The 24000-nt window shown below is 72.0% G+C and carries 18 protein-coding genes; 4 read left to right on the top strand and 14 right to left on the bottom strand.

From position 1 onward, the window contains the following. Positions 1-19 precede the first annotated feature (19 nt). A complete protein-coding gene (lanKC, locus tag KV381_RS24890; RefSeq protein WP_218786338.1) occupies positions 20-2743 on the bottom strand; it encodes a class III lanthionine synthetase LanKC in 2724 nt (907 codons plus the stop codon). Positions 2744-2962: 219 nt separating this feature from the next. After that, a complete protein-coding gene (locus KV381_RS24885) occupies positions 2963-3946 on the bottom strand; it encodes a helix-turn-helix transcriptional regulator (protein WP_218786335.1) in 984 nt (327 codons plus the stop codon). A gap of 167 nt (positions 3947-4113) precedes the next feature. Here KV381_RS24885 and KV381_RS24880 point away from each other — a divergent pair, with 167 nt between their 5' ends. Then, positions 4114-5388, top strand: coding sequence for an MFS transporter (locus tag KV381_RS24880; RefSeq protein WP_218786333.1), 1275 nt, complete (start codon positions 4114-4116; stop codon positions 5386-5388). Continuing rightward, positions 5385-5969: a sugar O-acetyltransferase gene (locus KV381_RS24875; protein WP_030082855.1), complete on the top strand. Its 585-nt coding sequence runs from the start codon at positions 5385-5387 to the stop codon at positions 5967-5969. The genes KV381_RS24880 and KV381_RS24875 overlap by 4 nt, the downstream gene beginning before the upstream one ends. 107 nt (positions 5970-6076) lie before the next feature. Here KV381_RS24875 and KV381_RS24870 read toward each other — a convergent pair whose 3' ends face one another. After that, positions 6077-6580 carry a DUF4265 domain-containing protein gene (locus KV381_RS24870; RefSeq protein WP_086780142.1) on the bottom strand — a complete coding sequence of 168 codons (504 nt, stop codon included), beginning with the start codon at positions 6578-6580 and terminating at the stop codon, positions 6077-6079. Positions 6581-6891: 311 nt separating this feature from the next. Between KV381_RS24870 and KV381_RS24865 the strand changes: the two genes are divergently transcribed. Then, positions 6892-8667, top strand: coding sequence for a coagulation factor 5/8 type domain-containing protein (locus tag KV381_RS24865; protein ID WP_086780141.1), 1776 nt, complete (start codon positions 6892-6894; stop codon positions 8665-8667). A 92-nt stretch (positions 8668-8759) separates the two neighbouring features. On the opposite strand, the gene KV381_RS24860 is transcribed toward KV381_RS24865, so the two are convergent. From KV381_RS24860 to KV381_RS24840, 5 genes are all read right to left on the bottom strand, one after another. After that, on the bottom strand, positions 8760-10136 hold the full coding sequence (locus tag KV381_RS24860; protein WP_030630919.1) for an alpha-amylase family protein: 1377 nt from the start codon (positions 10134-10136) through the stop codon (positions 8760-8762). A gap of 307 nt (positions 10137-10443) precedes the next feature. Continuing rightward, a complete protein-coding gene (locus KV381_RS24855; RefSeq protein ID WP_218786331.1) occupies positions 10444-12606 on the bottom strand; it encodes a hypothetical protein in 2163 nt (720 codons plus the stop codon). A 175-nt stretch (positions 12607-12781) separates the two neighbouring features. Further along, positions 12782-13261 carry a DUF6113 family protein gene (locus KV381_RS24850; protein ID WP_218786329.1) on the bottom strand — a complete coding sequence of 160 codons (480 nt, stop codon included), beginning with the start codon at positions 13259-13261 and terminating at the stop codon, positions 12782-12784. After that, complete coding sequence (mshB, locus tag KV381_RS24845; RefSeq protein WP_218786326.1) at positions 13258-14196, bottom strand: N-acetyl-1-D-myo-inositol-2-amino-2-deoxy-alpha-D-glucopyranoside deacetylase; 939 nt, start codon at positions 14194-14196, stop codon at positions 13258-13260. Before mshB ends, KV381_RS24850 begins: the two co-directional genes overlap by 4 nt. An 84-nt stretch (positions 14197-14280) precedes the next feature. Continuing rightward, on the bottom strand, positions 14281-14475 hold the full coding sequence (locus KV381_RS24840) for a hypothetical protein (RefSeq protein WP_010063247.1): 195 nt from the start codon (positions 14473-14475) through the stop codon (positions 14281-14283). Positions 14476-14651: 176 nt separating this feature from the next. On the opposite strand from KV381_RS24840, the gene KV381_RS24835 reads away from it, so the two are divergent. Further along, a complete protein-coding gene (locus KV381_RS24835) occupies positions 14652-16778 on the top strand; it encodes a S9 family peptidase (RefSeq protein ID WP_218786324.1) in 2127 nt (708 codons plus the stop codon). A 32-nt stretch (positions 16779-16810) separates the two neighbouring features. Here the strand turns inward: KV381_RS24835 and KV381_RS24830 are convergent, their stop codons facing one another. The 6 genes from KV381_RS24830 to KV381_RS24805 form a co-directional block, all read right to left on the bottom strand. Then, entirely contained in the window at positions 16811-17875 is a 1065-nt protein-coding gene (locus KV381_RS24830) for a hypothetical protein (protein ID WP_247595059.1), read from the bottom strand. Between the two features lie 204 nt (positions 17876-18079). Beyond that, entirely contained in the window at positions 18080-19321 is a 1242-nt protein-coding gene (locus KV381_RS24825; protein WP_030630909.1) for an ABC transporter ATP-binding protein, read from the bottom strand. Continuing rightward, on the bottom strand, positions 19311-20288 hold the full coding sequence (locus KV381_RS24820) for an ABC transporter ATP-binding protein (protein WP_030630905.1): 978 nt from the start codon (positions 20286-20288) through the stop codon (positions 19311-19313). The genes KV381_RS24825 and KV381_RS24820 overlap by 11 nt, the downstream gene beginning before the upstream one ends. Before the next feature lie 13 nt (positions 20289-20301). Beyond that, complete coding sequence (locus KV381_RS24815; protein WP_030082828.1) at positions 20302-21279, bottom strand: ABC transporter permease; 978 nt, start codon at positions 21277-21279, stop codon at positions 20302-20304. Next, on the bottom strand, positions 21272-22195 hold the full coding sequence (locus KV381_RS24810; protein WP_030082826.1) for an ABC transporter permease: 924 nt from the start codon (positions 22193-22195) through the stop codon (positions 21272-21274). Before KV381_RS24810 ends, KV381_RS24815 begins: the two co-directional genes overlap by 8 nt. A 119-nt stretch (positions 22196-22314) precedes the next feature. Further along, entirely contained in the window at positions 22315-23952 is a 1638-nt protein-coding gene (locus KV381_RS24805; RefSeq protein WP_218786322.1) for an ABC transporter substrate-binding protein, read from the bottom strand. Between the last annotated feature and the right edge of the window lie 48 nt (positions 23953-24000).

The raw sequence follows: 24000 nt of genomic DNA, 5'->3' as shown, positions 1-24000 counted from the left end.
GTGGTGCTTGGCGGTGGTGCTAGAACGACCCCGGGTGGGGCCGGTCCGACGACCCCTGGCGGGGCCGGTTCAGGGGGCCGCTCGCGCGGCCGGGGTGCGCCGCCGGAGCGGCGGGCGGGACAGGTGGTCCGGCGGGCAGGAAGGGCAGTCCGGTGGGTCGCCCGGACGCGGCGCCCAGGGCGAGCAGCGCGCCGGCGGTCCCGGTCGCCAGGTCCATCGACAGCCGCATCAACTGTTCGCCGGGGAAGGCGAGTCCGTCGCCGTACGCCACGGCGTGGCTGCCCAGCAGCTCGGTGTGGCGGGCGGTCGCGCGGGCCCGGTCGGCCGCATCGCACAGCGGGGTGGCCGCGAGGTGCAGCAGGAGCCCGGCCGAGCCGCGGAGCAGCCCGGGCTGGACGTAGAAGGCGGAGCGCGCGGCCGGCAGGAGGGCGCGGCCCGCCGCTTCGAGCACGGGGTCCGGGCGGTGGGCGAGGTAGGCGTCGATGACGGCCGCGATCCCGGCGCTGCCCGAACCGAGGTACGGCATCAGCCGCTTGCCCTCGACGACGAGGAGTTCGCCGTCGTCCCCGGCCCGGCACCGTTCCACGTCGCGGCGCAGGGCGGTGGCCGCCAGGCCGAGCAGGGCGGCGTCGCCGGTGGTCGCGTACCGGCGTATCAGCAGCAGGGCGATGCCGCTCGCGCCGTGCAGCAGTCCGGTGCGGGGTGACGGCGGTCCGTCGACGAGCGCGCGGACGGCGAGGGCGGTGCAGCGGGCCGCGGCGGCGGACAGCGCCGGGGCGTCGGCGGCGCGGGCGGTGCGGGCCAGGTCGTCGAGGGCGAGGCCGATGCCCGCGTACCCGTTGTGGAGGCCGGGTGCGAGGCCCTCCAGCGGCTGGTCGAGGATGATCCGGAGGAGGTCGGCGGCCTCGGCGGTGCGGCCGGTCCGGTGGAGGGTCCAGGCGATGCCGGTGAGTCCGTCGTAGAAGCCGAGCGGGCTGCCGGAGGCCGGGTCCTTGGCGTGCCGCAGGAGCCAGTCCTCGGCCGGTCCGCACGGTGGGGCGCCCGCCTCGTGGAGGGCGTAGAGCACGCCGGCCGCGCCGTACGCGAAGGACTGGCCGCCGGTGGCCGTGGCGAACTGGGCGATGTCGCCGGGGAAACAGCGGTCCTCGCGCTCGGGTGTGCAGGAGGCGGTGATGGCCCGGACCATCGCGTCACGGCTGCGCGGCCAGTCACCGAGGTCGGGTACGGAAGCGGAACCGCGCCCGGAAGCGGGGGCGGAAGTGCGAACCGAAGCAGAAGGCCGGGCGGCGGGCTCCCCCGTGTCGCGCCCCGTGTCGCGCAGGATCTCCTCGACCGCCGGCCGCAGCGCCTCCTCCGTGACCGGGAAAGCGCGGGCGATGTCCCGTGCGAGCCCGGCGGCCTTCGTACGGTCGATGCCGAACAGCGTGGTGAGCGGCAGATACAGGGCGAGCCGCAGACAGGCGAGTGCGTAGCGGTCGATGTCGGGGCCGCGCCGGTCGGGCGGGGCGACGAAGGCCGGGTTGGCGACGATCTGACGGCGGCGCTCGGCGGCCGGGGAGGCGGCCTCGAAGTCGAGCAGGACGATCCGCCCGGCCTCCTCGTCGACCATGACGTTGCTCATGTGCAGATCGCTGATGACGATGCCCCGGGCGTGCACCGCCTCGACGGCGCGTTCGACCTGCCCGTACAACTCCTCGGCCCAGGCCGCGTGTTCGGCGAGCAGTTCGGGCGAAGGGTGCTGCCGGGCGAGCGGGAAGCGGCGGGCGAAGGCGGTGTTGAGGGTGGTGCCGGGGATGTACTGGAGGACCAGGAAGTGATGGTCGCCGACCTCGAACACGTCCCGGACGGCCGGTACACAGTCCAGCCCGGCCAGTTGCTCCAGCGCGGTCCGCTCCCGCTCAAGACGGGCCACGGCGTCCGCCCCGTCGGCGGCCAGACCGGCGTACGGGCGGGCCTCCTTGAGGACGACCTGCTCGCCGGTACGGGTGTCGCGGCCGAGGTAGACCCCGCCGCCGTTGGAGAAGTGCAGCGCCTTCTCCACGGTGTACGGGAGGTCCGCGAGGCCCACGGCGGAACGGGCCTCCAGGTGCGGCATCAGGAAGCCGGGCGGGGTCACCCAGGAGGGGACGCGGAAGGCCGGGCCCCGGTCGTCGGGGACGAGCCGGCCCTGCGGATCGGCGACGGCGGGCACGGGCCGCCCGTCCGGACCGGAGCAGAAGCGGGCGGCGAACGCGCCGTACCGGGTGTGCACGGGACCGTTCCCGCAGCGCAGGTCGCTCAGGATGTAGGGGCCGTGCTCTCCGTCGAGCAGCACCGTCAGGGCGGTGCACACCTCGGGGAACGCCTCGTCGGACGGCGGGTAGACGGTGATGAACTTGCCGCTGCCCGCCCGGTCGGCGTACTTGGCGTTCCGCAGGGCCAACAGCCCGGGCTTCGGCAGGCACTTGAAGGCCAGCCGGTGTTCCAGGCAGTGGGCGACGACCCGGTCGAGCACGGAGGACGCGTTGTCGAGGGCGGCCGAGACATGGATCTTCCAGCCCTGCGGCGGCAGGCGCAGCCCGTCGGGGCTGTACGCGAGCCAGTCGCCGCGCCGGGAGCGGGTCCACCCCTGGGGTACGGGGCCACGGACGGCCGCGTAGAACGAGCTCTCCTCGTCGACGGCCCCGTCCGGTCCGGGGGAACGGTGAGGTGCGTCGTAGAAGCGGCGGTCCGCCTGGCAGTACGCGGCGTACTCCGGATTCACGCACGGTCCCCTCGCTCGGTTCGTTCGCGGCGAGAGAGAAATTGTCACAACGACGAGGGCTGCCCATAGTCACTGTTGTCACGACTCGTACATGCGCTCACCTGCGCACCGGGCATGCGGAGTGCACCGTACTCATGTGCGCTTGCGCTGATCGCCCAGCTGCGGACGGGTGTGGGCCCGGAGCGGCCGGGGGCGTGCGCGGGGCGCTTCCAGCCCCCGTCAACGGGCTCCGCGCACCACCACATCCCCCGCCTCCGTACGGAAATAGAGCACGGAGCGGCCCGCCCGGCGGCGGCGCACCAGCCCGGCGTCCAGCAGGATCCGCAGATGGCGGCCGACCGAGCCCAGCCCCTGGCCGGTCAGGGCGACGAGCTGCGTCGTACTGAGCGGAGAGGCCAGCAGCACCAGGACGGCCGCCCGCGCCGGGCCGATCAGCGCGCCCAGGGCCGCGGGCGCGGGTGCGGGCCCGCGTCCGGTCTCGGCGAGCGCGCCGGAGCACGGGTACACCAGCCCGTACCGGTACGGAATGTCCCAGCAGACCCAGCACCGGTACGGGGTGACGGGGATGAACAGCAGCTGTGCGCCGCCCAGTTCGCGGGGCGGGTTGTCGTGGGTGTTGATCTGGAGCCGGCTGTCGCCCAGCCAACGGACGCCGGGGCTCATGCCGTTCAGCGCCTCGGCCCAGCCGCCGCGCCCCAACTGCGCGGCGCGGGCGATCACATCGGCCTCCAGGATCCGCCGCCGCCTCGGCCAGTCGGGCAGCACGGTGTGCGTCCAGACCCACTCCACGAGGTCGGCGGCGCGCTCGGCCAGGTCGTCCCGGTCCAGCGCGGCGGGCAGCGGTCCGCCCAGCGTCTCGGCCAGGTCGGCGCGGGCCCGGGCGGACGGGGTGGCCCGGATCCGTGCGAGCTCCTCGGCGAAGGAGGACGGGGGCCGGCCGGGCGGGGCGGGGTCGGGCGCGGGGACGAGGAAGTCGGCGGTCCAGCGGGGCGCGAGGGCGGAACGGACCACCAGCGCGGAGACCGGCTCCTCGGCGGTCCGCCTGCGGTACGCGGGCAGATGGGCCTCCAGCCAGGCCCGCTCCCCCGGGTGCGCGGCGGCGGCCCGCTCCAGGACCATCAGGCTCGCGACGGCCTCCGCGAGCGGCGAGACGACGAACCGGCTGTTCGCGAGCGTGTCCGCACCCACCTGCCACCACCCCACACGCCCCACCGCCCCGTCGTTCTCCGCCCGCGCGCCGGCCTCGCCGGACCCACCGGACCCACCGGACCCACCGGCCAGGGGACCCCAGCCCCACCGCCCCGCCCCACACTTTCGCGTCCGCGCGAAACAGTAACGGCCCCGGCGGCGGCCTCCGGAGACTCCGCACCATGCGCACCTACCGCGAACTGTTCCGGACCCCGGAGTTCACCCCCTTCTTCGCGGCCGTCTCCGTGCAGACGGCCGCGAGTACCGCGACCGGCCTGGCGCTGGGCACCCTCGTGTACGCGCGGACCGGCTCTCCGCTGCTGTCGGCGCTGGCGATGTTCGGGCCGTCGCTGGCCCAGGTCGCCGGGGCGCTCACCCTGCTGTCGGCGGCGGACCGGCTGCCGCCGCGCGCCGCCCTGACCGCGCTGGCGTTGCTGTCCGCGGCCGCCGCCTGCGTCCAGGCCGCGCCCGGGCTGCCGCTGTGGGCCGCGTTCGCCGTCCTGCTGGTGGTGGGCACGGCCGCGGCACCGGGCGGCGGCGTACGGTACGGGCTGCTCAACGAGATCGTCCCGCGCGAGGGGTTCCTGCTCGGCCGCTCCGTGCTCAACATGACGGGCGGGGCGACGCAGATCTGCGGGTACGCGGTGGGCGGGCTGCTGGTGACGGTGTTCTCGGCGCGCGGCACGCTGCTGATCGGGGCGGCCCTGTACGTCGTCGCGGCGACCGTGACCCGGTTCGGACTGACCGCCCGGCCGCCCCGGGCCGCCGGGCGCCCCTCGGTCCGGGAGACCCGCCGGACGAACGCGCTGCTCTGGTCGTCCACGCCGCGCCGGTACGTGTTCCTGGCGCTGTGGGTGCCCAACGGGCTCGTCGTCGGCTGCGAGTCGCTGTACGTGGCGTACGCGCCCGGGCACGCCGGGCTCCTCTTCGCCGCCGGGGCCCTGGGGATGCTGGCCGGGGACACGCTGGTCGGGCGGTTCGTCGCGGCCCGGTGGCGGGCCCGGCTGGGGGCTCCGCTGCGGCTGCTGCTGGCCGCGCCCTATCTCCTCTTCGCCCTGCGCCCCGGGCTGCCTCTCGCACTGGCGGTGGTGGTGCTGGCGAGCGTGGGCTTCGCCGCGAGTCTGCTGCTCCAGGAACGGCTGTTGGCCCTCACCCCGCAGGAGCTGAGCGGCCAGGCGCTCGGGCTGAGCAGCTCGGGCATGCTCGCGATGCAGGGGGTGGGCGCGGCCGTGGCGGGCGGCATCGCCCAGCTGACCTCCCCCGCGACGGGCATGGCGGCGGTCGCGGGGCTCTCGGTGGCGGTGACGCTGGCGCTGGCCCCGGGGCTGCGTGATCGTGACGAAGCCGACAGGGGCAGACTGCTCGGAGCGGACGGATCACCGCGAGCGTCCCGCACACCCAGCACACCCAGCACACCCAGCACACCCAGCACACCCAGCACGGAAGAGACGACATGAGCGACGAGACCAGGCCCAGCCAGAAGGAAGCCATGCTCTCCGGCGAGCTGTACATCGCCGACGACCCCGAGCTGGCGGCGGAGGCACTGCACGCGGCCGTCCTGAGCGAGCGCTACAACGCCACGTCGGCCGCCGACCCCGAGGCCCGGCGCGCCGTCCTGGCCGAACTCCTCGGCGAGGTGGGCGAGGGCGTGGAGGTACGGCCGCCGCTGCGGGTCGACTACGGCTACCAGACCACCATCGGCCCCCGGACGTTCATCAACTTCGGCGCGGTCCTCCTGGACGTCGCCCGCATCACCATCGGCGCGGACGTCCAGATGGGCCCGAACGTCCAGCTGCTCACCCCGACCCACCCGGTCGACCCGGAGCCGCGCCGCGCCAAGTGGGAGGCGGCACAGCCGATCACCATCGGCGACAACGTGTGGCTGGGCGGCGGTGTGATCGTCTGCCCCGGGGTGAGCATCGGCGAGAACACGGTGGTCGGCGCGGGGGCGGTCGTCACGAAGGACCTGCCCGCGAACGTGGTGGCGGTCGGCAACCCGGCCCGGGTGATCCGGAAGATCGGCGAGGCGGAGGCGTAACCCCCGGCGCTCCGCGCACCAGCGCACCCGCCGTACACCCGCGCTCCGCGCATCCGCCGTCCGCCGCGCTCCACGCCGTACGTGCGAGTGCTCCGCACCCCCGTGCGCTACGCCGCCCGCCAGGCGTCCGTGACGCACGAGACCTCGAAGTGCCACCAGCCCTCGTCCCGGCCCCGGGCCAGCAGCGCCTTGACCCCGCGCAGGTCCGCGCCGCCGGGCACGGTCAGGGCGACCAGCGGGAACTCGGCGCTGAAGACCTCGCCCGTGAGCCCGAAGCCGGCGAGCCGCTCGTGCACGGCCTGTGCGTCGTGCCCGAGCGGACCGTCCGGCACGGGCAGCACCCGCACCGTGCAGTTGCCCGACTCCGCCACCCGGCCGGCGGCCCAGTGCACCCCGTCCTCGTCCGTCCGGAACCGTACGGTCTCGCCCTCGGCGACCCCGTCCTGGAGGAAGGGCACGTTGTCCACCCGCGCGGTGTCCGGGCCGAGCCGCGTCGCCCACAACCCCTCGGTGTCGTACGGCAGCCAGTCCTCCCGCGGGACGAAGCGGAACCAGACCTTGATCTGATCGGCTTCACGAGGAGGGCGCTGCGGACCGGCGGGGGAGCTCATGGCCCCATGGTCCCCCGCGGGCGGCGCGCCCGCCTGTCCACGGCCACGGGCACCACCATGACCGGGCACGACATCAGCTTCTGAAGTCAGCGGCCGCTCGCCACCGCGCCAGGATCGCCAATTTCCCGACATTCAGGGTCAGTTGTTGGATTCAGTGCCATCTTCCGAGGCTCCTGACGCACACCTCTTGACGCGTACAGGCCCACGGGGGAAACATCACCGTAACGAGAGAGCGCTCTCCCAGCGCCTCCCCCCAAGGCTCTCTCGTCCGTTCGTCGTGCACACGTACCACGACCCAGGAGACGTACCCCATGCATGCTCCCCCCACCGCACCACGCACGCGCCGCCGCACCCGGGCCCTCGGATTCGCCGCACTCGCCGTGGCGATGCTCATGTCCGTGCCCACCGCGCAGACCGCCTTCGGCGAAGAGGTCCAGGCGGTGCCGGGCGGCGGCGACCTCGGTCCCAACGTCCATGTCTTCGATCCGTCCACGCCCGACATCCAGGGCAAGGTCGACGAGATCTTCAAGAAGCAGGAGTCGGCGCAGTTCGGCAGCGACCGCTACGCGCTGATGTTCAAGCCGGGCACGTACGACAACATCAACGCGCAGATCGGCTTCTACACGCAGATCGCCGGTCTCGGCCTCAACCCGAACGACACCACGTTCAACGGTGATGTGACGGTCGACGCGGGCTGGTTCGACGGGAACGCGACCCAGAACTTCTGGCGTTCGGCGGAGAACCTGACGCTGAACCCCGTCTCCGGCACCAACCGCTGGGCGGTCTCGCAGGCCGCGCCCTTCCGCCGGATGCACGTCAAGGGCGGGCTGAACCTCGCGCCCGACGGTTACGGCTGGGCCAGCGGCGGCTACATCGCCGACTCCAAGATCGACGGCGAGGTCGGACCGTACTCCCAGCAGCAGTGGTACACCCGCGACAGCTCGGTGGGCGGCTGGGGCAACGGCGTCTGGAACATGACGTTCTCCGGCGTCGAGGGCGCACCGGCCAACAGCTTCCCGGAGCCTCCGTACACCACGCTGGACACCACCCCGATCTCGCGCGAGAAGCCGTTCCTCTACCTCGACGGCGACGACTACAAGGTCTTCGTGCCGGAGAAGCGTGAGAACGCGCGCGGCGTCTCGTGGGCCAACGGCACACCGGCCGGCGAGTCGATCCCGCTGGACCAGTTCTACGTCGTGAAGGAGGGCGCCGACGCGGCCACCATCAACGCGGCCGTGGAGCAGGGCCTGCATCTGCTCTTCACGCCCGGCGTCTACCACGTCGACGAGACGATCAACATCAACCGCGCGGACACCGTGGCCCTCGGCCTCGGCCTGGCCACGATCATCCCGGACAACGGGGTGACCGCGATCAAGGTCGGTGACGTGGACGGGGTGAAGCTCGCGGGCCTCCTGGTCGACGCGGGCCCGGTGAACTCCGAGACGCTGATCGAGGTCGGCCCGGAGAACGCATCGGCGGACCACTCGGCGAACCCGACGTCGCTGCAGGACGTGTTCGTGCGGATCGGCGGCGCGGGCCCCGGCAAGGCGACCACCAGCATCGTGGTGAACAGCGACGACACGATCATCGACCACACCTGGGTGTGGCGTGCGGACCACGGCGAGGGCTGGGGCTGGGAGACCAACCGGGCCGATTACGGTGTCCGCGTCAACGGTGACGACGTGCTGGCGACCGGGCTGTTCGTGGAGCACTTCAACAAGTACGACGTGGAGTGGTACGGCGAGCGCGGCCGCACGATCTTCTTCCAGAACGAGAAGGCCTACGACGCCCCGAACCAGGAGGCGATCCAGAACGGCGACACGAAGGGCTACGCCGCCTACCGGGTCGACGACTCGGTCGAACAGCACGAGGGCTGGGGCATGGGCAGCTACTGCTACTACAACGTCGACCCGACCATCATCCAGGGCCACGGCTTCAAGGCCCCGGTGAAGCCCGGCGTGAAGTTCCACAGCCTGCTCGTCGTCTCGCTCGGCGGCAACGGCCAGTACGAGCACGTGATCAACGACGTCGGATCCCCCACATCCGGCCCGGACACGATCCCCTCGCAGGTCGTGAACTTCCCGTAGTCCCCGACACGGAGACGTACGGGAGAGGTACGGGAGCGGGGCCCGGCTGCTGATGAGCGCCGGGCCCCGCTCCGCCGTTGGCGGGACGCCTCCTACGTGTGCAGCGCCACCGCCCCGTGCGCCGGGACCGTGGCCGTCGCCGTGCCGTCGTCCGCGACCGTGACCTCGTTGCCGTCGCAGGCGTCCGGGGCCGCGGCGACCACGTTGCAGTACGTGCCCGCGGGCAGCGTCGTCGTGAAGGTGCGGGTCAGCTCCGCGTCGCCGTTGTTGAGGGCGACGAAGCCCTTGCCCGCGCGGGCGAAGGCGAGGGCCGATGAGCCGTCGTCCCACCAGTCGGTCAGCTCCGCGCCCGCCGTGGCGTTGTGGAAGCCGACCATGCCGGTGACCGTCTGCTGGGCGTGGACGCAGGTCCAGGCGTCGGAACCGCAGTCCGCAGCACCGCCGTTGGGCGGGCCCGCGTCCTTGTCGGACCAGGTGTAGCCGGAGAAGACGTTCGGCGATCCGTAGGGCGAGGCGAGCATGAAGACGTTGGCCAGGGTGTGGGCCGCGCCGTCCTTGTAGGTGAGGGTGGAGCCGTTGCGCTCGGTGTCCCAGTTGTCGACGAACGTACGGGCCGAGCCGCCGGGCAGTTTGCCGTCGGCGATCGACTTGAGGCCGGACAGACCGCCGCCCTGGAAGGCGGACTTGAGGTGGCCGCCGTAACGGAACTCGTCGACGTCGCCGATCGCGGTGTACTCCTCCGGCTGGACCGCCTCTCCCCCGCCGTGGATCACCTCGGTGACCCAGAAGCCGGGGTCGTCCATCTTGCCCTTGATCGCGGCGACGTCGTCGGCGGACATGTGCTTGGCGGCGTCGATGCGGAAGCCGTCGACGCCGAGCGAGCGGAGGTCGGAGAGATAGCCGGCGATCGTCGTGCGTACGGCGTCGCTGCCGGTGTCCAGGTCGGCGAGGCCGACCAGTTCGCAGTTCTGGACGTCGTCGCGGTCGCCGTAGTTCGCGATGTCCTTGCGGCAGCCGTGGAAGTCCTGGTCCTGGAAGGTGCCCGGGTAGTCGTACTTGGTGTACGACGTGCCGCCCGTCCCGGTGCCGGACCCGGCGGCCATGTGGTTGATCACGGCGTCCGCGACCACCTTGACCCCGGCGCTGTGACAGCTCTCCACCATCGCGGCGAAGGAGTCCCGGTCACCGAGCCGGCCGGCGATCTTGTAGCTGACGGGCTGGTACGAGGTCCACCACTGGTCGCCCTGGATGTGCTCGGTGGCGGGCGAGACCTCGACGTAGCCGTAGCCGGCCGGGCCCAGGGTGTCGGTGCAGGCGGCGGCGACCGCGTCGTACTTCCATTCGAAGAGGGTGGCGGTGACGGTCTTCTCGCCCGGTGGGGTCGCCTGGGAGGACCAGGGGGCGAGGACCGCGAGGCCTCCGGCGGCGAGCAGGCCCGCCAGGGTTGCGCGTGCGGCGCGGGAACTCAATTGCGGCTCCTTCGGTCGCGGGTACGGGGCGTTCGCCCGTACCCGGCGTGGGCAGCCACGCGCCTGGCTGCCGTGGGGGGAGTTCGGAGCCTGCCCGTTCGGCTATGGACACGTCAAGGCATCCGCAACGGTTTCCAGATTGTTTCTGAAAGTTCTTACGGAGTGGGCGAGTTCCCTCACGGAGTGGGGAACCCGGGGAGGTCGTCCCGGTTCCCGCCCGGCCGCCGACGACTCCGCCCCCGGCCGGAGACGTTCCCGGGCGGGGGCGGAGGGTGGAGCGGGTGGGGAGCGACTGCGGTGCCGGGCGTCAGCCCTGGCCGGTCAGGTCGATGGTGACCGTGCGCTCGGCCGGGGTCTTCCCGGCCAGGGCGGTCTTCATCGCCTGTGCCACGTCGTCCGGGCCGACCTGGTGCTCCTTGCCGTCGCCCTTGACCGCCATGATGCCGTCGAAGACGCCGTCCAGGAGCGTGTCGATCGCCTTCTTGTCGTAGACGTCGACCAGCCGGCCGTCCACGGCCTTCATGGAGAGGATCTGCGGCAGCGACCGGGCGGGGCCGAACTGGATCTGCTTGGGACCGGCCTTGATGGTGATCAGACCGGACATCGCGGGCTCGGCGAACTCCCTCATCGCCCGGTCCAGTTCGGCCTTGGTGATGGTGGGCTCGCTGGTGGTGACGGGGAGTTCGACCAGCCGCTCCTGCCCGGTCTGTACCTGGGCGCGGTAGGCGTCCCGGACCGAGATCAGGGACTGGCCGGCGTCCAGCGTCTTGCCCGGCTTGCCCGGCACCGCCACGGCCTTGTTCGGCTCGAAGCGGATGGTGCCGTCGCTGGCGGAGCCGGAGGCGCCCGCCAGGTCGGTCAGCGCCACGCCGAGCTTCTCCTCGTCGACCGGGATCACCGGGTCGGCGGGGCGCTCCCCGCCGAACAGCGAACCGATCACCGAGACGGGGTTGTAGTCGCTGCCCGCCGCGCCGCGCACGGTCTCCTGGCTGTCCAGGGTGAGACCGGCCTTTGCCGGGTCGAGCTGCTCCTCCTTGCCGTCCACCGACAGCTGGAGCGGCTTCTTGGCCCGCTCGCCGAGAGCGGCGTCGAGCTTGGCGACCGCCTCCTCCTTCGTGCCGCCGCCGATGTCGACGCCGAGCACCGTGGTGCCCTTGGGGACCTCGGCGTGGTTCAGCAGGAGGCCCGCGCCGTACGCGATGCCGAGCAGCACGACCGCGGCCACCCCGAGCAGGACCAGTTTGGAGCGGCCCTTCTTCGCGGGGGCCGGGGCCGCCGCTGACTGCTGGGCCGGACGCGGGGCCGCGGGACCGGGCGCGGGAACACCGGGTCCGCCCGGACCGCCGGGACCGCCCGCCGGCGGGCCGCCGGGGGTACCGGGACCGCCCGGGAACGGGGTGCGGGGCTCGCTGGGCACCACGGGGATGCCGCTGGTCAGCGTGGAGCCCGAGACATGTCCGCCGGGGCCGGGCTCCGGTGCCGGGGCCTGCGGCGTGAGGATCGCCGTGTCGTCGGACATCCGGGGCGGTACGCCGCCGGGGACGCCCGGGACCATCGGGCCGGGGCCGCCGAGGCCCGGGACGCCGTCGAGGTTCGGGGTGAGCGAGGAGGTGCCGGTGACCGGTCCCGTGGTGGGGCCGGACGGACCGGGCGTACGTGCCCCGGGGCCGGGGGCGTCGGCGCCGAAGGCGTCGAGCGCGCTGCGGCCGGGGCCGCCCGGAGCGCCGCCGGGCTGCGGGGCGTCCGAGAAGTACGGCAGGTCGGGACGCGAGCGGCCCGCGTCACCGCCGGGGCCGGTGGGGTTGCCCGCACCGGGGCCGCCGAGGCCACCCGCTCCCGGGCCGCCGGGGCCGCCCGTGCCCGGGGCGCTTCCGGGCCCGCCGGGACCGGAAGGCGCGCCACCGGGGCCGCCGGACGCACCGGTGCCCTGAGCGGCCGCTCCCGCTCCGCCGGCCGGAGCCTTGCGCGGGGCGAACCAGTCACTGCCGCTCTTCTCCCGGGCCGGCTTCTCCGCGGGCGTCGGGTCGGCCGACGGGCCGCCGTCCCGGGACCGGTCCGCGGGCGCTCCGCCGTCCGGGCCCGCGGCGGAACGGACGGAGGGACCCGAGCCGCCTCCGACTCCGGCCGCGGGTGCCGGCGGAGGCGTGCCGGGGCGCGGGGTGGCGCCGGTGCGCTCCGCGTCGGAACGGCCGCCGGCGATGTCGCTCTCCGCCATCGGCGTACGCATCACGACCGGCGGGATGGGACGGGACCCGGGGATGTTGATCCGGATGCGCGTCGTCAGCGTCGTCTCGGTCTTCGGTTCCTCGGGCCGGGGCGGATCCACGGATTCCGGGTTCTCGTCAGAGCCGTCCTGCGACGGGTGCGGCGACGGATACTGGCGGGATCCGTACGGCGGCGTACCCGACGGGTACGCGGCACCGCCGCGCCCCTGGGGCCCGGAGGACGAACTGTCAGTTTCACGACTCAAAGCAGGTTCTCCCGATTGGCTCCGCCGCCCGTACTTCCCCCATGCCGCAGGCCAGGGGACGGCTCGGCGCGCGCACCACCATACTGGCCGCCGCCGTCGGACACTCCGCGACCGGGGGAAACCTCCACCCCTGCATCACACCTGTGGGGGTCACGGCGGACCCGGACTTGGCACTTCACGTACCGGACCGGCCGCTGCGGATGGCTGATTGCGGCACCTTGGAGGTGGTGGCGCAGATCACAGCGGCGGCCGTCCCGCCGAGGACGAAGAGCGCCAGGCCGAGTTCGTCGCCGAAGACGTAGTCGCCCTCCGACGTGCCGCTCAGCAGAACGAACACCGTGACGAACCAGCCGGCCGCCGGGGCGAGTGCGCCGAGCTGGGTGCCGACCAGGATCCGGCCGCCGTAGAAGAGGCCCGCGCAGGCCAGCAGCGCGATGATCAACCCGCCCGGGAACCAGGCGGCTTGGAGGAGCGTTCCGGCGAGGGCGACGAGCACGCCGAGCACACCGAAGCCCAAGTAGGCGGCGATCCGGGCCGGGTTCGGACGTGCGAGGAGGCCGGTGGGCCGCTCGGGCGGCCTGGGCGGCGCGTTGCGCAGCGACGCGCGGGCGGACTGCGCGCGCTCACGGCCCTTCCTGCCGGCGTTCCCGCTCACTCGGCGCCCCCTGCGGCCCCTGTGACACCCGTGACGCCTGCGGTGCCCGTGGCGTCCGGCAGGCCCGCGAACAGGTCGTCCTCACGCGCGCCGTCGGGCCCGCCCGGTACGCCCCGCACCAGTTGGTAGCACTCGGACGTCAGCAGGGGCTGGCCGAGGTCGTTGGAGAGGGCGAAGAAGGGGCCGTCGACCGCGATCTGGGTGGCGTGGGCGCGCATCGCCGCCGACTTCGCCCCGGCGTACGCCGATCCGTCGATCTCGGCGGTGATCCGCTCCCCGTCGGTCACGCCCGGGACGTCGTCCACGGCGGCGATGCCGGGGAAGGCGTCCGGCGCGGTGGTGCGGAGGCGGTCGAAGGCGGCCTCCAGCACGGTCCGCTCCACCCGGTTCCAGTAGATCTTGGCGATGGTGTGCGGTGCGCCGGAGCCGTACGCCGGGTCGGCGGCCAGGTCGGCGGCGCGCATCGCGACGCGGTGGGCCTGGATGTGGTCGGGGTGGCCGTAGCCGCCGTCCGGGTCGTAGGTGACCAGGACCTGGGGGCGGACCTCGCGGATCACCTCGACGAGGTGGGCCGCGGCCTCGTCCACCGGGGTGGACCAGAAGGAGCCGGGGCGGCCGTTCTGCTCGGCGCCCATCATTCCGGAGTCGCGGTAGCGGCCCGCCCCGCCGAGGAAGCGGTGGTCGGCGACGCCGAGTTCCTTCATCGCCTCGGCCAGCTCGCCCACGCGATGGGGGCCGAGCACGTCGTCCCGGTCGGCGGTGAGGCGGGCGAGCGGGGGCGGGATGACCTCGCCCTCCTCGCCGAGCGTGCACGTCACCAGGGTGACGTGGGCGCCCTCGGCCGCGTACCTGGCCATGGTGGCGCCGTTGTTGATCGACTCGTCGTCGGGGTGCGCGTGCACCAGCAGCAGACGGCGGGCGGGGAGGTCCTTCATGGGGACCACCCTACGAGCCCGGAGGCCCCCCGTGCCCCCGCGCCCCTGTGCCCGCCGCTCGCCCCGTGCCGCGCGCCGCCCGGGTCAGAACTTGATGCTGCTGATCATCCCCGCCACGTTGGTCGTCAGATCGGAGATGGTCGGCGCGATGGACGAGCTCGCGATATAGAACCCGAGCAGCATGCAGACCACCGCGTGCCCTCCCTTCAGTCCGGATTTCCGGATCAGCAGGAAGACGATGATCGCCAGCAGCACTACCGCCGAAATCGAGAGCGCCACGGCGGTTCACCTCCATCAGTACGGTCGGGACGGGAGCACACGCGGAGTCAGCAGGTTCCTACCCACCGAGCGCTACGGATCATAACTATCCGTGCCAACGCATTGATCGGGGCACAGCAGCACGAGGGGCGCACGAACCGTGCCGCGCGGCCGAGTTCGGGACTAGGTTCGGAGCCATGACCTCGCAGAAGCTGTCCTTTCCCCGCCAGCAAGCACGGACCCAGCGCTTCACTCTCGGCGCACCTCGCGCCTTCACCGTCTCACCGGATGAGACACGGGTGATCTTCCTCCGGTCGACGTCCGGAACGGACCGGACCAACCGGCTCTGGGTGCACGACCCGGCCACCGGCGAGGAGCGCGTCGCCGCCGATCCCGAAGTCCTGCTGGGCGGTTCGGCGGAGAAGCTGTCGGCGCAGGAGCGGGCCCGGCGCGAGCGGACCCGGGAGGGTTCGTCGGGCATCGTCTCCTACGCGGTGGACGCGGCGGCGGAGCTGGCGGCGTTCGCCCTGTCCGGAAAGGTGTACGTGGCCGAGCTGCGGGCCGGAACCGCGCGGGCGCTGCCGGTGCCGGGCCCGGTGATCGACCCGCGCCCCTCCCCCGACGGCCGGCACATCGCGTACGTGGCCAAGGGCGCGCTGCGGGTCGTGACGGCGGGCGGCGAGGAGGACCGGGCGCTGGCCGAGCCGGAGGACGCCCATGTCACCTACGGTCTGGCCGAGTTCATCGCGGCCGAGGAGATGCACCGCTACCGCGGCTTCTGGTGGTCGCCGGAGTCGGACCGGCTGCTGGTCGCGCGGGCCGACGACAGCCCCGTACAGCGGTGGTACATCGCCGATCCGGCGCATCCGGAGCGCCGGCCCGCCGAGGTCGCCTATCCGGCGGCGGGCACGCCCAACGCCGAGGTGCGGCTCTTCGTCATGGACCTGGCGGGGGCCCGTACGGAAGTGGTCTGGGACCGGGCCGCGTTCCCGTATCTGGCCCAGGTCCACTGGTCCTCCGCGGGCGCCCCGCTGCTCCTGGTGCAGGCCCGTGACCAGCGCAGTCAGCGGTATCTGGCGGTGGACCCGGAGACCGGTGCGACCCGGATCGTCCATGTCGACGAGGACCCGGTGTGGCTGGATCTCTTCCCCGGGGTGCCCGCGTGGGCGCCGGACGGGCGGCTGGTGCGGATCGTGGACGAGGGCGGCGCGCGGGTGCTGGCGGTCGGGGACCGGCTGCTCACCGGGGCGCAGTTGCACGTCCAGTCGGTGCTGGACATCGGCGATTCGGACATCCTGGTCTCGGCGGTGGCCGGTGAGGACGCGGTCGAGCCGGAGATCGGGCAGATCCATGTGTACCGGGTGAACGAGCTGGGAATCGAGCGGATTTCCGAAGGGGTGGGTGTGCACTCCGCGGTCCGCTCGGGCGGTCTCTCGGTGGTGGTGTCGGCCGTTCCCGAGGAGCCCGGAGCCGCCGCGTGGGTGGTGCGGGACGGCAAGCGGCTGTCCCGGATCGGGAGCTTCGCCCAGGAACCGGTCATCGCCGCCCGCGTGACGCTCACCGAGGGGGGCGCACGGCGGATTCCGTGCGCCGTCCTGCTCCCCTCGGACTACCAGGAGGCGGATGGTCCCCTTCCGGTCCTGATGGACCCGTACGGTGGTCCGCACGGCCGCCGGGTGGTCGCCGCCCACAACGCGCACCTGACCTCGCAGTGGTTCGCGGACCAGGGCTTCGCGGTGGTCGTGGCGGACGGGCGGGGCGCGCCGGGCCGTTCGCCCGCCTGGGAGAAGGCCGTACGGGACAACCTCGTGCTGACCATGGAGGACCAGGTCGAGGCGTTGCACGGGCTGGCGGACCGCTTCCCGCTCGACCTCTCCCGGGTGGCGATCCGCGGCTGGTCCTTCGGCGGCTATCTGGCGGGGCTCGCGGTGCTGCGGCGGCCCGACGTCTTCCACGCGGCGGTCGTGGGCGCCCCGGTGACGGACCAGCGGCTCTACGACACCCACTACACCGAGCGCTATCTCGGCGACCCGGCGCGGCAGCCCGAGGTGTACGCGTACAACTCGCTGCTCACCGACGACGGCCTCTCCGAGCCCGCCGCCGAGGTCCGGCCGATGATGATCGTGCACGGTCTGGCCGACGACAACGTGGTGGTCGCGCACGCCCTGCGGCTGTCCTCCGCGCTGCTGGCGGCCGGGCGGCCGCACGAGGTGCTGCCGCTGAGCGGGGTGACCCACATGACGCCGCAGGAGCAGGTCGCGGAGAACCTGCTCCTGCTCCAGGTGGACTTCCTCAAGCGGTCGCTGGGGCTGACCGGGGCCTGAGCCCCGCCCGCCCCGGACTCCCCGTCACCGGATCACCGGCGCGGCGGCGGGGAGGAGGGCGGCGGCCCGAACCCGCCGCCCTGCGGAGGCCCGAAGCCGGGGGTCGGCGGCTGCTGACCGGGTGCCGCCTGCGGAGGCGGGTAACCAGAGGGCTGGGCGCCCCACGGGCCGCCGCCGCCCCACGGGCCCGGGGCGCCGCCCACGGGGATCCGCTGGACGCCCTTGCGGGCGAGGAGGACGAGCACGGCGACCCCGGCGATGAGCGAGGCGACGAAGCTCAGCATGTTCAGCTGCGTCTCGATGTCCTGGGAGGTGAACCGCTCGTACAACTCGAAGCGGATGCCCCGCCCCACGCCCAGCACCCCGGACGAGAGCAGGAAGCCGCCCGCGATCAGGCCGAGCGGGCGCGCGTAGGCCGCTCCGGCGACCGCGCCGACGGCCGCCACCAGGAACGTCGGGATGAGCAGCACGTTCATCCAGCCGGGCGGTGCCTCGGTCAGCGGGATGACCATGGGCCTCCCACCCATGAACCACGCGGGATACAGCCCGTCCGGCAGGACGAAGGTCTGCCGGATCTCCCAGCCCGTGAAGGCCACCGCCTGGAAACCGAGGAGCAGAAACGCGGCCACCCCGGCCCCCCGGCCCGGTCCCGCGGGCCGCTCCTCGCCGTCCGCCACCGGGCGGCGGCCCGCCGTCCCGACGACGACCATGGCGAGTCCGGCCAGCAGAGTCGCGTACGTGGTCAGCAGCGCCCGGTCGCGCAGTTCCTCCGGGAACGGGGAGTCGGCGATGGTCCAGACACCGGGCAGCCGCACGGCGAACGTGACGATTCCGGTGATGATCAGAGCCGGAGACGCTTGGGCGGACCGGAGCACCGCGACGGCGGTGGCGGCATGGACGACCAGCAGGATGAGAGTGGTGGCGGTGGTGGCGAGCGACGGCATGCCCCAGGGGTTCGCGGATCCCGCCCAGATGTCCCAGAGCATCTCCGGTCCGTCGACCACCCGGAAATCCCGTACCAGCCAGGCGATGGCCATCAGCGCCGGAACCGCGCACAGAACGGCGCCGGTGATTCTTGCTCCCCGTGTGAGTGTCACCCGCTGATACTCCATTGCCCCGAACGGATGAACAAGTGCGTTCGGGGATCGGGGCGGTGGCGGCGGGCAACCGGCCGGAGCGACAAGACGACGCTCCGGCCGGTCCACGGCACCCGCACGGCCGTACGTTGTTCAGCATGGGGTGTTCGTATATCGGTGCGGCGACGGCGGAGTTGCTTACTTGTTAACGATGCTGACGCCGGTTCATGACGTTTCGTCCTCACCGGACCTGGAGATCTTCCCCGGCCCGGAGACCTCCCCGGGCCCGGATGCCTCCCCGTCCCCCGGTGCCTCCGCGGGCCCCGGGACATCCAGCTCGCCCTCCGGCGGCACCACCCGCTTCTCCTCCGCGAAGTGGCACGCGGAGTCGTGCCGGGCCGGGGTGTCGGCGAGCCGGAACTCCGCCGGGACCGCCAGCAGCGGGATCTCCAGTTCGCACCGCTCCTGCGCCTTCCAGCAGCGGGTGCGGAAGCGGCAGCCCGAGGGGATGTTGGCGGGCGAGGGGACGTCGCCGTGCAGGATGATCCGTTCCCGGTGCTCGCGGGCCGTCGGGTCCGGCACGGGCACGGCGGAGAGCAGCGCCTGGGTGTACGGGTGGGTGGGGTGGTCGTAGATCTCCGCGTCGGAGCCGATCTCCACGATCCGGCCGAGGTACATCACGCCGACCCGGTCGGAGATGTGCCGGACGATCGAGAGGTCGTGGGCGATGAAGACGAAGCTGAGGCTGAATTCGGCCTGGAGCCGGTCCAGCAGGTTGACGACCTGGGCCTGTACGGAGACGTCGAGCGCGGAGACGGGTTCGTCGGCGACGATGATCTCCGGGTTGAGGGCGAGGCCGCGGGCGATGCCGATGCGCTGGCGCTGGCCGCCGGAGAACTGGTGCGGATAGCGGTTGATGTACTCCGGGTTGAGGCCGACGACGTCCAGCAGGTCCTGCACCTTCTGGCGGCGGCTGCCCTTCGGGGCGACCTCGGGGTGGATCTCGTACGGCTCGCCGATGATGTCGCCGACCGTCATCCGCGGGTTCAGCGAGGTGTACGGGTCCTGGAACACCATCTGGATGTTGCGGCGCACCGCCTTCAGGGCCCGGCCGGACAGCTTGGAGATGTCCTCGCCCTTGTAGCGGATCGCGCCGGCGGTGGGGCGTTCCAGGTGGACGAGCATCTTGGCGACGGTCGACTTGCCGCAGCCCGACTCCCCGACGATGCCCAGCGTCTCGCCCGCGTACAGGTCGAAGTCGACGCCGTCGACGGCCCGGACCGCGCCGACCTGCCGCTTGAAGAGGATGCCCTGGGTGAGCGGGTAGTGCTTGGCCAGGTCGCGGACCTGGAGGATCGGGTCGCCCTCCGTGTAGGGCGTGACGGCGTCCTCGCGGGCCTTGGAGAGCAGCGTGGAGCCGGCCGCGCCACCGCCGGTCCCCGCACTCTCGTCGCGGTCAGCGTGCATCGAGCGTCTCCTTCCAGAAGTGGCAGGCGCTCCGGCGCTGCTCGTCCACCTCGTAGAGCGGCGGCACATCGCTGCGGCACACGTCCTGGGCCATCGGGCAGCGGGGGTTGAAGGCGCAGCCCGGCGGGATACGCGTGAGGTTGGGCGGCAGGCCCTTGATCGCGTAGAGCTCCTGGCCCTTCTGGTCCAGGCGCGGGATCGACCGGAGGAGGCCCTTGGTGTACGGGTGGGCCGGGGCCTTGTAGATCTCGTGGACGGGGGCGGTCTCGACGATGCGGCCCGCGTACATCACGGCGATCTTGTCGGCGACGTCGGCGACCACGCCGAGGTCGTGGGTGATCAGGATGAGGCCCATGTTCAGCTCGCGCTGGAGCTCGGCGAGCAGGTCCATGACCTGGGCCTGGACGGTGACGTCGAGGGCGGTGGTCGGCTCGTCGGCGATGATCAGCGACGGTTCCAGCGCCATCGCCATGGCGATCATGATGCGCTGGCGCATACCGCCGGAGAACTGGTGCGGGTACTGGCCGACGCGTTCCTTCGCGGCGGGGATGCGGACCCGGTCCATCAGCTCGACCGACTTGGCCTTCGCGTCCTTGCGGGACATGCCGCGGTGCACGACGAACATCTCGCCGAGCTGCTCGCCGACGGTGAGGACCGGGTTCAGCGAGGACAGGGCGTCCTGGAAGATCATGGCCATCTCCTGGCCGCGGATCTTGCGCCGCTCGTCGGCCTTGAGCTTCAGCAGGTCCTGGTCCTTGAAGAGGATCTCGCCGCCGGCGATCTTCCCGGGCGGCATGTCGAGGATGCCCATGATGGCCTGGGCGGTGACGGACTTGCCGGAGCCGGACTCGCCGAGGACGGCGAGCGTCTCGCCCTCGGCCACCGAGTAGTTGACTCCGTTGACGGCCTTGGCGACGCCTTCGCGGGTGTGGAACTCCACGTGCAGATCGCGCACTTCGAGCAACATGGCAACCGGCTCCTCAGCGCAGCTTGGGGTCGAGGGCGTCGCGCACCGCGTCGCCGAGCATGATGAACGCGAGCACGGTGACCGCCAGCGCTCCGGCCGGCCAGAGCAGCATGTGCGGGGCGTTGCGGATGTAGTTGGCGGCCGCGGAGATGTCGATGCCCCAGGAGACGGCCGGGTCCTTCAGGCCGACGCCGAGGAAGGAGAGGGTCGCCTCCAGCGAGATGTACGTGCCGAGCGCGATGGTCGCCACGACGATGACCGGGGCGATGGCGTTCGGGGTGATGTGGCGCAGCATCATCCGGGTGTTGGAGGCGCCCAGCGCGCGGGCCGCCTGGACGTAGTCGTTCTGTTTGGCGGTGATGACCGAGCCGCGGGCGATGCGGGCGATCTGCGGCCAGCCGAGCAGGACGATGAAGCCGACGACGGGCCAGACGGTGGAGCTGGTGACGACGGAGAGGAAGACCAGACCGCCGAGGACGACGGGGATGCCGAAGAAGACGTCGGTGAGGCGGGAGAGGACGGCGTCCCACCAGCCGCCGAAGAAGCCCGCGAGTCCGCCGAGGACGCTGCCGAGGAGCGCGACGCCGAGGGTGGCGCAGACGCCGACGGTGACCGAGGTCCTGGTGCCGTAGACGACCCGGGTGTACACGTCGCGGCCCTGCGGGTCGAAGCCGAAGGGGTGGCCCGGTTCGGAGCCCTTCTGGGCGTCGTCCAGGTTGGCCTGGAGGGGGTCGCCGCTCGCGATGAGCGAGGGCCAGATCGAGATGATCACCAGGAAGAGGATGACCAGCGCGGAAATGATGAAGACCGGGTTGCGGCGCAGGTCGCGCCACGCGTCCGACCAGAGGCTGCGCGGCTTTCCGGCCGGTCCGGTGCCGTCGGCGCCGCCCGGCGTCTTCTCCAGGCTGGTGCCCTCCTCCATCGCGAGGTCCGTCGCGCCTCCGGCGCCCGCCTGGGAGATCGCTTCGTCCGGGGTCTGCGGCTCAGGCATAGCGGATCCTCGGGTCGAGTACGGCGTACAGGAGGTCGACGATCAGGTTGGCGGCCAGGAAGACGAGGACGAGGATCGTGACGAAGCCGACGACGGTCTGGGAGTTCTGCCGCAGGATGCCCTGGTAGAGCTGGTAGCCGACGCCGTGGATGTTGAAGATCCGCTCGGTGACGATGGCCCCGCCCATCAGGGCGCCGACGTCGGTGCCGATGAAGGTGACGACGGGGATCAGCGAGTTGCGCAGCAGGTGCCGTACGACGACGCGGCGGCGGGGCAGGCCCTTGGCGACGGCGGTGCGTACGTAGTCGGCGCGGGCGTTCTCGGCGATCGAGGTCCGGGTGAGCCGGGTGACGTAGGCGAGCGAGACCGAGGCGAGGACCAGCCCGGGGACGAGGAGTTCGTCGAAGGTGGGGTCGGCGGAGACCGAGGGCTTGATGATGCCCCACTTGACGCCCAGGAGGAGCTGGAGCAGCAGACCGGTGACGAAGGTCGGGACGGCGATGACGACCAGCGTCAGGATGAGGACGGTGGTGTCGACGGGGCGGCCGCGCCGCAGGCCGGTGACGACGCCGAGGCTGATGCCGATGACGACCTCGAAGACGACCGCGACGATCGTGAGCCGGATCGTGATGGGGAAGGCGGTGGCCATCAGCTCGGTGACCTTCTGCCCGTTGAACGCGGTGCCGAAGTCGCCGGTGAAGACGTTGCCCATGTAGGTCAGGTATTGCTGCCAGACCGGCTTGTCGAGGCCGAATTCGGAGCGCAGCTGGGCGGCGGTGGCCGGGTCGCACTGGCGGTCGCCGCAGAGACCCGCGATGGGGTCGCCCATCACGTTCACCATGAGGAAGATCAACAGCGTGGTGCCGAAGAAGACGGGGATCATCTGCAGCAGCCGCCGGATCACATAACGTCCCATGAGGGGCTCCGGGGGTTGGGGCGAGCAGTACCGGGCGGAGGATGCGCGGGCGGAACGGAGTGTGCGGACGGCCGGGGCGCCGGTGTCGGGCGTCCCGGCCGTCCGCGTCGCTCAGCGCGTCACTTGACGGTGATCTCTTCGTAGACCGGGACGCTGAACGGGTTCAGCGCGACGTTGTCGACCCGGTCCGAGTAGCCGGCGCTGCCGTTCTGGTACCAGAGCGGGATGACCGGCATCTCCGTGACGAGGATCTTCTCCGCGTCCTGGAAGGTGGTGACGGCCTTGGCCTTGTCGCTCTCGGCGTTGGCCTTGTCGACCAGGTCGTCGAACTGCTCGTTGCTCCACTTGCCGTCGTTGGACGGGGCGTTGGTGTAATAGAGCGGCTGGAGGAAGTTCTGGATCAGCGGGTAGTCCATCTGCCAGCCCGCGCGCCAGGCGCTGGTGAGCTTCTGGGTGGAGACCTGGGCGCGGAAGTCGGCGAAGGTGCCGACGGGGCCGCCGACGCAGGCCTTGTTGTTGCCCATGACGTTGTTGATGCTGTTGCAGACGGCGTCGACCCATTCCTTGTGGGAGCCGGTGTCCGCGTTGTACGAGATCTTCAGCTGGCCGCCGGGGATGCCGCCGCCGTCGTCGATCAGCTTCTTGGCCTCGGCCTTGTTGTACGTGCACTCCTTGCCGCAGAGCCCTTCCTTGAAGCCGCCGTCCTCGCCGAGGACCGGGGAGGTCCAGTCGGACGCGGGGGTGCGGGTCTTCTGGAAGATCTGGTCGGTGATCTGCGGCCGGTTGATCGCCATCGACAGGCCCTGGCGGACCTTGCGGGCGTCGTCGGTGTCCCACTCCTTCTCGTAGAAGGGGAAGGCCAGGGTCTGGATGATGCCGGCGGGGGTGTTGATGTACCGGTCGCCCAGGTCCGCCTCGACGTTGCGGAGCTGGGAGGCGGGCACGTCGTCGACGAGGTCGAGGTTGCCCGCCGTCAGGTCGGTGTAGGCGGTGTTGTTGTCGGTGAAGACCTTGAGGTCCACGCCGCCGTTCTTCGCCTTGTCGTCGCCCGGGTAGTCGTCCCACTTGCGCAGGTTCATCGAGGAGCCCTTGGCGTACGACTCGATGGTGTACGGGCCGTTCCCGACGGGCTTGGAGAGCCAGGCGTCGTGGTCGTCGTAGAACGCCTTGGGCAGCGGGACGAAGGCGGAGTAGCCGAGGGTGTCGGGCCACAGGGAGAACTTCTGGGTGAGCTTGGCGGTGAAGGTCAGGTCGTCGACGACCTTCAGGCCGGACAGGGTCTGGGCGGAGGCGGATCCGGACTCCGGGTGGACCTTGTCGTAGCCCTCGATGTACTGGAAGAAGTAGGCGTTCTTCTGGTTGTTCTTCAGCGCGGCGCCGTAGTTCCAGGCGTCGACGAAGGACTTGGCGGTGACCTTCTCGCCGTTGGAGAAGGTCCAGCCGTCCTTCAGCTTGATCGTGAAGTTCTGGGAGTCCGTCGTGTCGATGGACTCGGCGACCATGTTCTTGGCCTCGCCGGTCTTCGGGTCGTAGCGGATCAGTCCGCGGAAGACCATGTCGAGGACCTTGCCACCCTGGACCTCGTTGGTGTTGGCGGGTTCCAGCGGGTTCTGCGGGTCTCCCCAGGAGGAGCTGACGATGCCGTCGGCGCCGCCGCCGCTGCCACCGCCGTCACCGTCACCGCCGCCGCAGGCCGTCGCTGCCAGGGCGACGGCCACCGCACATGCGGCCCACCTGACCTGTGTGGCTCCGCGCATGAAGTGCCTCCTAGAGTCATCGAGTAGCTCAATGCCTCATATCACCCC

It is taken from the genome of Streptomyces sp. WY228 (assembly GCF_019287315.1).
In the GTDB taxonomy this organism is placed as follows: domain Bacteria; phylum Actinomycetota; class Actinomycetes; order Streptomycetales; family Streptomycetaceae; genus Streptomyces; species Streptomyces caviscabies.
This window is presented reverse-complemented; position numbering and strand designations above follow the sequence as displayed.